Source organism: Streptomyces sp. NPDC002776 (genome assembly GCF_053592195.1).
Genome location: NZ_JBSFVG010000002.1, coordinates 685764 through 699114, shown reverse-complemented (window position 1 = coordinate 699114; position 13351 = coordinate 685764). Strand labels below are relative to the sequence as shown.

11 protein-coding genes are annotated in these 13351 nt (G+C 68.5%); 3 read left to right on the top strand and 8 right to left on the bottom strand.

Translation table 11 applies throughout. The features are described from left to right. Nucleotides 1-16 precede the first annotated feature (16 nt). From ACWD11_RS07385 to ACWD11_RS07375, 3 genes are all read left to right on the top strand, one after another. Nucleotides 17-628, top strand: coding sequence for a sulfite exporter TauE/SafE family protein (locus ACWD11_RS07385; protein WP_451281807.1), 612 nt, complete (start codon nt 17-19; stop codon nt 626-628). A gap of 89 nt (nt 629-717) precedes the next feature. After that, on the top strand, nt 718-1716 hold the full coding sequence (locus tag ACWD11_RS07380) for an arabinan endo-1,5-alpha-L-arabinosidase (protein WP_451281805.1): 999 nt from the start codon (nt 718-720) through the stop codon (nt 1714-1716). After that, on the top strand, nt 1698-3131 hold the full coding sequence (locus ACWD11_RS07375; protein ID WP_451281803.1) for a family 43 glycosylhydrolase: 1434 nt from the start codon (nt 1698-1700) through the stop codon (nt 3129-3131). Before ACWD11_RS07380 ends, ACWD11_RS07375 begins: the two co-directional genes overlap by 19 nt. Before the next feature lie 72 nt (nt 3132-3203). Here the strand turns inward: ACWD11_RS07375 and ACWD11_RS07370 are convergent, their stop codons facing one another. The 8 genes from ACWD11_RS07370 to ACWD11_RS07335 form a co-directional block, all read right to left on the bottom strand. Next, nucleotides 3204-4664, bottom strand: a complete 1461-nt coding sequence (locus tag ACWD11_RS07370; protein ID WP_451281801.1) for a pyridoxal phosphate-dependent aminotransferase — start codon at nt 4662-4664, stop codon at nt 3204-3206. 139 nt (nt 4665-4803) lie between these two features. After that, the gene (locus tag ACWD11_RS07365; RefSeq protein WP_389416228.1) at nt 4804-5949 is read right to left on the bottom strand and encodes an aldose epimerase family protein; all 1146 of its coding nucleotides are present in this window, start codon (nt 5947-5949) and stop codon (nt 4804-4806) included. A 54-nt stretch (nt 5950-6003) separates the two neighbouring features. Beyond that, nucleotides 6004-7248: a multiple monosaccharide ABC transporter permease gene (gene mmsB, locus ACWD11_RS07360; RefSeq protein WP_389416229.1), complete on the bottom strand. Its 1245-nt coding sequence runs from the start codon at nt 7246-7248 to the stop codon at nt 6004-6006. Continuing rightward, entirely contained in the window at nt 7245-8795 is a 1551-nt protein-coding gene (mmsA, locus tag ACWD11_RS07355; RefSeq protein WP_451281799.1) for a multiple monosaccharide ABC transporter ATP-binding protein, read from the bottom strand. Before mmsA ends, mmsB begins: the two co-directional genes overlap by 4 nt. Nucleotides 8796-8827: 32 nt before the next feature. Beyond that, the gene (gene chvE, locus ACWD11_RS07350) at nt 8828-9940 is read right to left on the bottom strand and encodes a multiple monosaccharide ABC transporter substrate-binding protein (protein WP_451281797.1); all 1113 of its coding nucleotides are present in this window, start codon (nt 9938-9940) and stop codon (nt 8828-8830) included. 87 nt (nt 9941-10027) lie between these two features. Continuing rightward, a complete protein-coding gene (locus ACWD11_RS07345; RefSeq protein ID WP_389416232.1) occupies nt 10028-10996 on the bottom strand; it encodes a hypothetical protein in 969 nt (322 codons plus the stop codon). A 113-nt stretch (nt 10997-11109) separates the two neighbouring features. Then, a complete protein-coding gene (locus ACWD11_RS07340) occupies nt 11110-12114 on the bottom strand; it encodes a zinc-dependent alcohol dehydrogenase (RefSeq protein WP_389416233.1) in 1005 nt (334 codons plus the stop codon). Next, the gene (locus tag ACWD11_RS07335) at nt 12111-13271 is read right to left on the bottom strand and encodes a mandelate racemase/muconate lactonizing enzyme family protein (protein WP_389416234.1); all 1161 of its coding nucleotides are present in this window, start codon (nt 13269-13271) and stop codon (nt 12111-12113) included. Before ACWD11_RS07335 ends, ACWD11_RS07340 begins: the two co-directional genes overlap by 4 nt. Between the last annotated feature and the right edge of the window lie 80 nt (nt 13272-13351).

Genomic DNA, 13351 nt, shown 5'->3' with positions numbered 1-13351 from the left:
CACGCTGCTGCTGGCCATGGGCACCAACCCGGCCGCCGCCTCGCCCACCGTCCACCTCGCCGAGATCGGCACCACCCTGATGTCCGGCGCCGCGCATTGGCGGTTCGGGAACGTGGACTGGAAGGTCGTCTCGAGGATCGGCGTACCGGGGGCGGCGGGCGCCTTCCTGGGCGCGACGGTCCTGCCGAGGCTGTCGACCCAGCTCGCCGAGCCGCTGATGTCCCTGATCCTGCTGAGCCTCGGCGTCTACGTCATGTCCCGCTTCACCTTCCGCGGCCTCCCCGAGGGGCAGCTCGGCATGCCGCTGCGCAAGCGGTTCCTGTCCCCGCTCGGCCTGGTCGCCGGGTTCCTGGACGCGGGAGCCGCGCAAGGTGATCGGCTCGATCGACACCAGCGAGTTCCTGGTGGCCGTCGCCGCCAGCCTCGGCTTCCTCTTCTCGCTCGGCTCACAGGGCATCGACGTCGTCTGGGTGACGGCGTTCCTGCTCGGCGGCCTGATCGCCGCGCCGCTCGCCGCCTGGCTGGTCCGCCTGCTCCCGCCCCGCATCCTCGGCGCGGCGGTAGGCGGCGGCCGCACTGGCCTGGTCGATCCGCGCCTACCGCGGAGAGCAGGCGGAGCCGGCGGTGACCAACTCCGTTTCCGGGGCTGTTTAGTTGCTGCGCGAACCATTGACGCGCAAGGGGTTCGATTCTACGGTCCGTCCGAAGTGACGATCGATGTTCGATATACAGAACAGGAGCGTTCACGTGAGCCGCACCAGAACCGCTCTCCTCGCCCTCCCCGCCGCCGTCCTGCTGGCCTTGATCCCGTCCAGCGCGTCGGCCTACCCCAACCCCGGCACGGTCACCGGTTCCACCGTCGTCCACGACCCCACGATGATCCGCACCGCGTCCGGCCAGTACCTGCTGTACGCCACCGGCGGCGGCATCGCCAGCAAGACGTCCGGCAACCGCATCGCCTTCACCGCCGGCGCCGACGCCTTCTCCACCCGCCCGGGCTGGTGGTCGGCGTACTCCTCCGTGCCGGAGGCCTGGGCGCCGGACATCTCGTACCACGGTGGCAGGTACCTGCTGTACTACTCCGTCTCGAAGTTCGGCTCCAACACCTCGGCGATCGGGCTCGCCACCTCCAGCACCGGCCGGCCGGGCAGCTGGACCGACCAGGGAACCGTCTACACCTCCGGCTCGGCCAGCGACTACAACGCCATCGACCCCAACCTCTTCGTCGACAGCGACGGCAAGTGGTGGCTGTCCTTCGGCAGTTGGTGGACGGGCCTGAAGATGATCCAGATCAACCCCGCCACCGGCAAACAGCTCGCCACCAACACCACCCGCTACTCCCTGGCCTCCCGCCCGACCGGCACCAAGGCGGTGGAAGCGCCCTACATCGTCAAGCGCAACGGCTACTACTATCTGTTCGCCTCGTACGACACCTGCTGCGCCGGCATCAGCTCCACGTACAAGGTCAAGGTCGGCCGCGCCACCAGCGTCACCGGGCCGTACTACGACCGGAACGGCGTGTCGATGATGAACAACGGCGGGACGCCCGTGCTGGAGTCCCACGGCCGCTACATCGGCCCCGGCGGGCAGTCGATCATGAACGACGTCGACGGCGACCTGATCGTCTACCACTACTACGACGGCCAGGACAACGGCACACCGAAGCTCGGCATCAACCTCCTGAACTGGAGCAGCGGATGGCCCGTCGCGTACTGACCCTGCTGGCCGCGCTGGTCTTCGTGCTCGCCCTGGGGCAGACCCCCGCCAGTGCCGCCTCGTTCAGCAACCCCGTGAAGTCGGTCAAGGGCGCCGACCCGTGGATCTCGTACCACAACGGCAACTACTACCTGGTGACGACCAGTTGGACCGACCGGATCACCATCCGCAAGTCCGCCACGCTGGCCGGTCTGGCCACCGCGCCCAGCGTGCAGGTCTGGCAAGGGGACGCGGCTTCCCGCTGCTGCAACATCTGGGCGCCGGAGCTGCACTACCTCAACGGCCGCTGGTACCTCTACTACGTGGCCGGACAGAACGTCTCCGACTACGTGCCCACCCAGCGCACCCACGTCCTGGAGAGCGCGGGCTCCGATCCCATGGGCCCGTACACCTACCGCAACCAGCTCAACTCGGCCTGGATGCTGGACCCGACCGTCGGCACGATCAACGGTCAGCTCTACCTCTTCGGCAGCGCGAGCGGAGGCACCCAGAACCTGGTGGCGGCCCGGATGTCCAACCCGTACACCCTGGCCACGGGCTTCTCCACCATCTCGACGCCGACCTACGACTGGGAGCGGTCCGGCGGCACCGTGAACGAGGGCCCGGAACTCCTCCAGCGGGGCGGCCAGACCTACCTGGTCTACTCGGCGAGCGGCTGCTGGACGCCCGACTACAAGCTGGGCCAGCTGCGCCTCACCGGCTCCGACCCGCTGTCCGCCGCCGCCTGGACGAAGAAGTCCACGCCGGTCTTCCAGCGCAACGACTCGGCGGGCGTGTACGGCCCCGGCCACCACGGCTTCTTCACCTCGCCGGACGGCACGGAGAACTGGATCGTCTACCACGCCAACGACGCCGCGTCCGAGGGCTGCGACAACGGCCGTACGACCAGGGCGCAGAAGTTCACCTGGAACGCGGACGGTTCGCCGAACCTCGGCACACCGGTGGCCCTGGGCGCGAGCCTGGCGGGGCCCTCGGGGGAACCGGGGTCGGCGTCGACCACGTACACGCTCAGCAACCGCAACAGCGGCAAGTGCCTGGAGGTGGCGGGCGGTTCGACGGCGGACGGGGCCAATGTCCAGCAGTGGACGTGCAACGGCGGCACCAACCAGCGCTGGCGCCTGGAGGACCTGGGCGACGACACCCACCGTCTGGTGAACGCCGGCACCGGCAAGGTCCTCGACACCGAGAACTGCTCCTCGGCCGACGGCGCCGATCTGCGCCAGTGGCCCTGGCTGAACAACACCTGCCAGCGCTTCCGCTTCATAGCGACAACCGACGGCTACGTAAGGATCGTCAATCAGGCCACGGGAAAGGTGGCGGACGTGTCGAACTGCGGCACGGCAGACGGAGCGGACGTCCGCCAATGGGCATGGCTGAACAACAACTGCCAACAGTGGCGCCTCAACCCGGTGTAAGTGAACCCACCTAGGGGCGCGGGGAACGGCGCGACCAGCCACAGCGCACCCCGCACCCGCCGAACAACAAGCTCACACCATCCCGGCCGCGTTGGGCCACCCCGTAGCCGGGGCAGGGGCCAACCCCGGCCCCGTCGTCCCCCGAACCTGCGCCGCCGTAAGCCCACCCCGGGCCGGAACCCCAGGCGGCGTAGGCTCGAAAGCCGCCGCCGCAGGCATAGGCGCAGGCATGCGCGCAGGCATGGGCATCGGCGCGGGAACAGGCGCCGGAACTGGAGCCGGCACAACCGCCGGAGGCACTGGCATCGGCATAGCCATCCCCGCCCCGTTGGTCGACCCCACCAACCGGTCCACGGCCGCCGTGCCCGAGCTGTAGCTGGTCCCGGTAGCCGGCTCGGGTACGGCGGCCGCTCCCCTCCTGGTCCCGTAGAGCACCTGTTCCAGGCCGGACACCAGGCGACGCACGTCCACCTGGGGGCGCACCACGAGTCTCAGGAAGCGGCTGGACGAACCGATCTTGTTGCCGCACTCACGGACCAGGATCCGGTGCTCGGTGAGCAGCCGGTCCCGTACGACCGTGCCCTCGGCGCCGACGGGCAGCCGTACGAAGAGGAAGTTGCCCTGCGAGGGGTAGACCGTGAGTCCGGGCAGCGCGGCCAGCTGGCTCGCCATGTCCAGCCGGTCCCGGCGCACCTGGTGCAGGCTCTCCGCGTACTCGGGCCCATGGTGCTTGAGCATGAACACCACGTGCTCGGCGAAGGCGTTGAGGTTCCACTTGGGGAGCATCGAGCGGACGCGCCCCGCGAGCGCCGGGTTCGCGACCAGGTATCCGAACCGTATGCCGTGCAGACCGAAGTTCTTGCCGAGGCTGCGCAGCACGACCACGTTGGGCCGCAGCATCGCCTCCTGCACGACCGACGGCTCGGCCTCCGCGTCGGCGAACTCCAGGAACGACTCGTCGATGACGACGAGGTCGAGGTCGGCCATGGCGTCCATGAACTGCACGATGGCGTGCCGGTGCAGAAAGCCGCCGTCGGGGTTGTTGGGGTTGCAGATCACCGCGACACGCGTGCCGCGGGCCCGGATGAACTCGGCGTACTGCGCGAGATCGAGGGCGAAGCCGCTGGACTCCTGGAGCGGGAACATGTCGACCCGCTTGCCGGTCTCCATGGGCTGGTCGGTCCAGCGGCCGAAGGTGGGGACGGGGACGGCGAGGGACTCCCGCACCAGCAGATGGTCGATCCAGGTGATCAGCTCGGTCGAGCCGTTGCCCATGGCGACGGCCTGCGGGGGGAGCCGGAGGAGGTTGCACAGCTCGGCCGTGATGGTGTCGGCGCTGCTCGGGTAGTACGTGATGATGTCGCGCAGCCGGCCCGCCATGTCGTCGAACATGGCGGGCGTGGGGAAGTACGGGTTGCACGGGATGCAGAAGTCGATCGGCCCGGCATCCTCACCGCCTTCACGGGTCAGCGCGGCCATCGAGGGGCTGTGCGCCGCCGTGCTGCGGAACAGCGAGGTGACGTTCTCAGCCAAGGCAACCTCCGGGTCCGGGTGGCCCGCGCGGGGAAGCGCGGGCCACCCTGGGATACGGATGCCGGTGTGGCGCTGTTCAACCTCTGTGAATTCGCCGGGAAGTTGTGAACGTCTTGTGAGGTTTCAGGCGCTGTGCGGCTCAGGCGCTGAAGGAGTGCACCGTCGTCGTCCGGTACGTCTGGCCGGGGCGCAGGGTGGTGGACGGGAACGACGGCTGGTTCGGCGAGTCCGGGAAGTGCTGCGTCTCCAGGCACAGGGCGTCGCCCTGGCGGTAGACCGAGCCGCCGCTGCCGACCAGGGTGCCGTCGAGGAAGTTGCCCGAGTAGAACTGCAGCCCCGGCTCGGTGGTGGCGATCTTCAGGGTGCGGCCGGAGGAGGGGTCCCGCAGGGTTGCCACCCATTCCGGCCTGGCGGTGATGCCCTTGTCCAGCACCCAGTTGTGGTCGATGCCCTTTCCGTACAGCAGTTGCTGGTGCGCGACCCGGATGTCCTCGCCGACGGTCTTGGTGCGGCGGAAGTCGAAGGGGGTGCCCGCCACCTTGGCCAGCTCGCCCGTGGGGATCAGCCCCGAGTCGACCGGCGTGTAGCGGGAGGCGGCGATGGACAGCTCGTGGTCGTAGATGGTGCCGCTGGACTCGCCGGCCAGGTTCCAGTAGACGTGGCTGGTGAGGTTGACGACCGTGGCCTTGTCGGTGGTGGCCTCGTAGTCGATGCGCCAGTCGCCGGAGCGGGTGAGGGTGTACGTCACCTTCGTGCGCAGCGTGCCGGGGTAGCCCATCTCGCCGTCGACGGAGGTGTAGTAGAGGTACAGGCCGACATCGGAGCCCTTGGTGAACGGCTCGACGTCCCAGACGACCTTGTCGAAGCCCTTGGACCCGCCGTGCAGGCTGTTCTCGCCGTCGTTGACGGAGAGCTGGTGGGTCTTGCCGTCCAGGGTGAAGCGGCCCTTGCCGATGCGGTTGCCGTAGCGGCCGATCAGGGCGCCGAAGTAGGGGCTGGAGGCGACGTACTCCTCGATGGTGTCGAAGCCCAGCGAGACGTTGGTCCGGCGGCCGCGGCGGTCGGGGACCTCCAGGGACTGGACGATGCCGCCGTAGGAGAGGACCTTCAGCCGGGTCCCTCCGTTCTCCAGCGACCAGCGGTAGATCTTGGTGCCGTCGGCGAGCTTGCCGAAGAGCGACTTCACCGGCTTGTGCCCCCCTGTGGCATGGGCCGTGCCGCTCATGGCGGCGGTGACACCGGCGGCTGCGGCCCCGGCGATGACGGTACGTCTGCTCAGTTCCATGTTGCGGCTCCTGCAAAGGAAGCGGGCCCCGCCTTCCGGCGGGGCCCGAGCGACTTACGAACCGACCTTGCGCTTGTTCCACACGTCGAACCCGACCGCCGCCAGCAGGACCAGGCCCTTGATGACCTGCTGCCAGTCGGTGCCGATGCCGACGAGGTTCATACCGTTGTTCAGCACGCCCAGGACCAGACCGCCGATGATGGCGCCGAGCACCGTGCCGACACCGCCGCTCATCGACGCGCCGCCGATGAACGCGGCGGCGATCGCCTCCAGTTCGAAGTTGAGGCCGGCCTTGGGCGAGGCCGCGTTGAAGCGGGCGGCGAAGACCAGACCCGCCAGGGCCGCGAGCATGCCCATGTTCAGGAAGACCAGGAAGGTGACCTTCTTGTCCTTCACACCCGACAGCTTGGCCGCGGGCAGGTTGCCGCCGATGGCGTAGATGTGGCGGCCGATGATCGCGTTGCGCATGAGGTAGCCGAAGCCGACCAGCAGCACTCCGAGGACCAGCAGGACGTACGGGGCGCCCTTGTAGCTGGCGAGCAGCATCGTCAGCGTGAGGATGGCGGCGCCGAGTGCGACCAGCTTCAGCAGGAACAGGTTGCGCGGCGCGACCTCCAGCGCGAACTCCTGCTGGCGGCGCCGGTCGCGGTACTCCTGGAAGATCACGAAGGCGATCAGCGCGAACCCGAGCAACAGGGTGAGGTTGTGATAGTTGGTGTCCGGGCCGACCTCGGGCATGAAGCCGTTGGAGACCTTCTGCAGCCCCTCCGGGAACGGGCCGAGGGTCTGGCCCTCCAGGAAGATCTCGGTCAGACCGCGGAAGATCAGCATGCCCGCGAGGGTGACGATGAACGAGGGTATGCCGCCGTAGGCGATGAAGAACCCCTGGACCGCGCCCGCGATGGCCCCCATGGCCAGGCAGAGGATGACGGCTACCGGCCAGGGCAGATCGTTCCTGACCATGAACACGGCGGCCATGGAACCGATGAACGCCGTCAGTGATCCCACCGACAGGTCGATATGACCCGCGATGATCACCAGCATCATGCCGATCGCGAGGATCAGGATGTAGCTGTTCTGGAGCACCAGGTTGGAGACGTTGCGGGGCAGCAGCAGGTCACCGTCGGTCCATACGGCGAACAGCACCACGATCAGCCCGAGCGCGAACAGCATGCCGTACTGCCGCATGTTGCGGCGCATACCGTCCAGCACCAGCTGGAACAGTCCGTCGGCGGTGGCCGAACCGCCCTTGCCGGGCGGCGCCGGGGCCGGCGTCTTCGCGGTCACATCCGTGCTCATCGGGATACCTCTTTGTCCTTGGTCATCTGGCGCATCAGCGATTCCTGCGAGGCCTCGGCCCGCGAGAACTCACCGGTCAGCCGCCCCGCGGCCATCGTGTAGATGCGGTCGCACATGCCGAGCAGTTCCGGCAGCTCGGAGGAGATGAAGACGACCGCCTTGCCCTGGGCGGCCAGCTGGTCGATGACGGTGTAGATCTCGTACTTGGCGCCGACGTCGATACCGCGCGTCGGCTCGTCCAGGATCAGCACATCGGGACCCGCGAAGATCCACTTGCTGAGGACGACCTTCTGCTGGTTGCCGCCGGACAGCTTGCCGACCGGTTCGAAGACGGTGGGCGCCTTGATGTTCATGGACTTGCGGAAGCCCTCGGCGACCTGCCGCTCCTCGTGCTCGTCCACCACGCCCCGCTTGGAGACCTTGCCCAGCGCGCTGAGCGAGATGTTGCGGTTGATGGTGTCGATGAGGTTGAGGCCGTAGTGCTTGCGGTCCTCGGTGACGTAGGCGATGCCGTGCTTGACCGCCTCGGGGACGGACTTGGTACGGATCTCCGTGCCGTCCTTGAGGACCGTGCCGCCCGCGTACCGGCCGTAGGTCCGCCCGAAGACGCTCATCGCGAGTTCGGTGCGGCCCGCGCCCATCAGGCCCGCGATCCCGACGATCTCGCCGCGCCGTACCTCGATCGACACATCGTCGACGACCTTGCGCTGCTGGTCGATCGGGTGGTGCACGGTCCAGTTGCGGATCTCCAGGGCCGGCGCCGCGCCCTCCTCCGGCTGGTGCGGCGTCCGCTCGGGGAAGCGGTGCTCCAGGTCGCGGCCGACCATCCCGCTGATGATCCGGTCCTCGGTGGTCCCCTCGGCCTTCACGTCGAGGGTCTCGATGGTCCGGCCGTCGCGCAGGATCGTCACCGAGTCCGCCACCTTGCGGATCTCGTTCAGCTTGTGCGAGATGATGATCGAGGTGATGCCCTGGTTCTTCAACTCCAGGATGAGATCGAGGAGTTTGCCGCTGTCCTCGTCGTTCAGGGCCGCGGTCGGCTCGTCCAGGATGAGCAGCTTCACCTTCTTCGAGAGCGCCTTGGCGATCTCCACCAGCTGCTGCTTGCCCACACCGATGTCGGCGACGCGGGTGTCGGGGTGATCGCTCAGCCCGACCCGGCGCAGCAGCTCGGTGGCGTGCCGGAGCGTCTCGGTCCAGCTGATGATCCCGCGGGTGGCGTGCTCGTTGCCGAGGAAGATGTTCTCGGCGATGGAGAGGTAGGGGATCAGCGCCAGTTCCTGGTGGATGATCACGATGCCGTGCTGCTCGCTGGCCCGGATGTCCTTGAACTCGCAGGCCGCCCCCTCGAAGAGGATCTCGCCCTCGTACGTGCCGTGCGGGTGGACGCCGGAGAGGACCTTCATCAGGGTCGACTTGCCGGCGCCGTTCTCCCCGCAGATGGCGTGGACCTCGCCCTGCCGGACGGTCAGTGTGACGTCCGACAGCGCCTTGACGCCGGGAAAGGTCTTGACGATCGAGCGCATTTCCAGGACGGGTCCCGCCATGGTCGTGCCTTCCAATCAGTGGGTGCCGGAGGTTACTTGAGGTCGCTTTCCTTGATGTAGCCGGAGTCGACGACGACCTTCTGGTAGTTCTCCTTGTCCACGCTGACCGGCTCCAGCAGGTAGGCGGGCACGACCTTGGAGCCGTTGTCGTAGGTCTCCTCGTCGTTGACCTCGGGCTTCTTGTCGTTGAGCACCGCGTCGACCATGTTGGAGGCGACCTTGGCGAGTTCGCGGGTGTCCTTGTAGACGGTCATCGACTGCTCGTCGGCGATGATCGACTTCACCGAGGCGACCTCGGCGTCCTGGCCGGTGACGATCGGCAGCGGCTTGGACTTGGAGCCGTAGTCGTCCGACTTCAGTGCCGACAGGATGCCGATGGAGATGCCGTCGTACGGCGAGAGCACCGCGTCGACCCGCTCGGACTTGTAGGCCGAGGTGAGGATGTCGTCCATGCGCTTCTGGGCGGTGCCGCCGTCCCAGCGCAGGGTGGTGACCTGGGTCAGGTCGGTCTGGCCGGAGCGGACGACGAGCTGCTTCTTGTCGATGTAGGGCTGCAGGACGTTCATCGCGCCCTGGAAGAAGTAGCGGGTGTTGTTGTCGTCGTTGGAGCCGGCGAACAGCTCGATGTTGAACGGGCCCTTCTCGGAACCGTCCTTCAGGCCGAGCTTCTCCACGATGTAGGTGGCCTGGAGTTCGCCGACCTTCTCGTTGTCGAAGGAGGCGTAGTAGTCGACGTTCTCGGTGCCGAGGATCAGGCGGTCGTAGGAGATGACCGGGATGTCGGCTTCCTTGGCCTGCTGCAGGACGTTGTTCATCGACTTGTTGTCGATGGCCGCCACGATCAGCGCCTCCACACCCTGCGTGATCAGGTTCTCGATCTGCGAGACCTGCTGGTCGGGGTCGTCCTCCCCGTAGACCAGCTTGGTCTTGTAGCCCATGTCCTTCAGGTGCGTCTCGACGTTCTTTCCGTCGGCGATCCAGCGCTCGGAGGACTTGGTCGGCATCGCGATGCCGATGGTGGCACCTTCGGTGCTCCCCTTGCCCTCCTCGCTGCCGCCCTCGCCGTCCTGGCCGCAGGCGGTCAGGGTGAGGGCGAGGGAGGCGGCGGTGGTTATCGCGGCGAGAGCGGCTCTGCGGTTGCGCATGGTCATCTTCCTTGATGTCTCAGCACGGCTGGGTGTGTGGGATTCTGTTTGGCTGCGTCGCCTTCTGTGAAGGGGGCGCCGAAACCTTTATGAATATGTTTCGAAACGTCGGAGGTCCCCCGGCAGTCGTGAGCCCAGGGGAGCCATCTCCCCGTCGGCCCCGTGCCGGGCGAGCAGGTCCAGCGCCAGCCGGCCCCGCCGCACCCGCTCCTTGGCGGTGGACAGCGTGAGTTCGCGCAGGTGGTGGCCGTAGGGGTAGATCCCGGGCGTCTTGGACAGACCGAACTTCAGGTACAGCGGAGCGCCGCGCCGGATGAGTTCGGCGACCTCGTACATCCGGACGTAGCCGCCGAGGTCGTCGGGGGCCTCGATGTACATGTCCATGGGGGCGGCGGAGACCCGCCGGATCTCGGTGAGGTGGTCCAGCGTCAGATCGCTGGGCACGTTGACCGAGTCCGCGCCGAGCCGCTCGTAGACCGCGTAGGCGGCCGGGTTGACCGGGCCGATCAGCGCGCTCACCTTGAGCGTGGTGTCGGCCGGGATGATCCCGGCGGCGCGCGCCCGGTGCAGGGTCCACAGCACGCCCTCGTCGGCGACGAGCAGGCACTGCACACCCAGCTCGGTGGCGCGCACGGCGTCCTCGACGCAGCCGGCCACCGCGTCGTGGCCGCGGGCCCGCAGCCCCGCGCCCCGGGAGTCGGTACGGGTGGAGCCGCCGATGTCCCAGGTGCCGCGCGGGCCGGTGAACAGGCAGAGCTCGATGTCGCGCTCGCCGGTGGCCTCGACCATCTCGGTGATCTCGGCGTCGGTCAGCATCCAGACGCCGCTGCCCTGGCTGATCCGGTGGATCGGCACGTCGAGCCGCGAGGCTTCCTTCAGGACAACGGCCAGCGCTTCGGGACCCTCGCACGAGGGAATCTCGGTGCGCCAGCGGCCGCCGCCCGGGAACGAGTGGGGCGAGGCGTCGGCGGGGGAGAGGTCGGGCGCGCCCAGGCCGAGGGCGGCGAGCGCCTGCTCGCCGGGTCGACGGGCTGCCGTGGCGGAAGCGTCGGTCACAAGCTGTCCTTCTTGTTCGTTATTTCGGACGAAGTTCGCGGCTCTGGGTACGGCAAAGGCTTGGTGGTACGCCGGTGCGGGGGCCGTCAGGTCGCCCCCGCACCGGCGCACGGCTAGGGGCGCAGCAGGACTTTCCCGACCTTCGGATCGCCCGACCCGACCAGCTCGATGGCGCGCGCGAACCCCTCCAGCGGCAGCTCGTGCGTGACCAGCGGCAGTGGATCGAGCAGCCCGGCCGCGAACACCCGCACCGTGTGCGCCCAGGCATCCGGCGGGGCCCCGAAGACGGTGTGCACCTCCAGCTGCCGTACGACCAGGTCCGTCGGGTCCAGACCCTCGGCGCCCGGCGCCGGGATCCCGGTCAGGACCAGGCGTCCGCCGCGCCTGAGCAGACAGGCGGCGGTGCGCGCGGCGGACGCGGACCCGGCGGTCTCGATGACCACGTCGAAGGTGTCGGGCAGTTCCTCGTCCCGGGTGCGGAAGCCGGTGGCGCCGAACTCCCGGGACAGCGCCTCCCGGTCCCGCCGGGTGCCCACCACCAGCAGCTCGCCCGGCGATCCGGCCCGCAGGAACTGCACGGCGAACATGCCGAGCGTCCCGGTGCCGACCACCGCGACCCGCTCGCCGGGGCGGGCGTTCGCCTTGATCGCCGCGGCGGCGATACAGGCGGCGGGCTCCAGCAGGGCGGCGGCCGTCAGATCGCAGTCTTCCGGCAGCACGTGCAGCAGCCGGGCGGGCAGGGTGAGCGTGGTGGCCATCGCGCCGGGCTGGGTGAACCCGGTCTCCTCGTACCCGGCGGTGCACAGGGTGGTCTCGCCGGCGTGGCAGCGGTCGCAGACCTGGCAGTTGCGGAAGCCCTCCCCGACGACCTTGCGGCCGACGAGGGACCCGGGCACCCCGGCGCCGACCCGCTGCACGGTCCCGGACCACTCGTGGCCGGGGGTGAGCGGGTACCGCACGTACCCCTCGGGCCGGTTGCCCTGGTACACCTCGCGGTCGCTGCCGCAGATGCCGACCGCGTGGACGCGCACCAGCGCCTCCCCGGGGCCGGGCTCGCGCGGCGTGTGCTCGGCCAGCCGGTGCTCGCCGGGCGCCTCGACGACGACGGCGCTGCTCACTTCTGGGTGCCCTTCGGCTGGCGCCGCTCCCAGCCCTCGGCCCACAGGTCGAAGCGGGCCTGCTGCTGCGGGAACTCGGCGGCGGCGTCCACGTCCAGCTCGACGCCGAGACCGGGGGCGTCGGAGAGGTGGAAGTAGCCGTCCACGACCTGCGGCGCGCCCTTGACGACCTTCTTGATCTCGGAGTCCGCGAAGTCGTTGAAGTGCTCGAGGATCTTGAAGTTGGGGGAGCTGAAGCCGACCTGGAGGGAGGCCGCGGTCAGCACGGAGCCGCCCACGTTGTGCGGGGCGACCAGCATGTAGTGGGTCTCGGCGGTGGCGGCGAGCTTGCGGGTCTCCCAGATGCCGCCGATGTGACCGACGTCGGGCTGGATGATGTCGACGGCCTGGCTCTCGAAGAGCTCCCGGAACTCGATCCGGTCGTGGATCCGCTCACCGGTGGCGACCGGGATGTCCACCTTGGCGGCCACCTTCTCCAGCGCCTTCAGGTTCTCCGGCGGGCAGGGCTCCTCCAGCCAGGCCGGCTTGAAGGGCGCCAGCTCGTGGGCGAGCCGGACCGCGGTGGCCGGGGAGAACCGGCCGTGCATCTCCAGCATCAGCTCCGCGTCCGGGCCGATGGCGTCCCGGACCGCCTCGATGAGGGAGACGGCGTACAGGCTCTGCTCGTGGTCGAGCTCGAACTGCCCGGTGCCGAAGGGGTCGATCTTGAGCGCCTTGTACCCGCGCTCCATGACTCCCTGGGCGGCCTTGTGGTAGGCCTCGGGCGTCCGCTCGGTGGTGTACCAGCCGTTGGCGTACGCCTTGACCCGGTCGGTGACCTTGCCGCCCAGGAGCTGCCAGACCGGCACCCCGAGCGCCTTGCCCTTGATGTCCCAGCAGGCCATCTCGATGACGGCGATCCCGGACATCACGATCTCGCCCGCGCGGCCGTAGTCGCCGTACTTCATGCGGCGCACGAGGTCTTCCGTGGCGAACGGGTCGGAGCCGAGAATGTGGTTGGTCTCGGCCTCTCGCAGATAGCCGATCAGCGCGTCGGTGTGACCCAGCATCCGGGTCTCACCGACTCCCGTGATTCCCTCGTCGGTGTGCACCTGTACATAGGTCAGGTTGCGCCACGGCGTTCCGACCACGTGTGTGCTGATTCCGGTGATGCGCACGGCAGTTGTCCCTTGCTGCGTCGTCGGCTCATTAGCGTGTGTTCGAGATTTCGACACACGTTCGAAATGCTGACGTGACA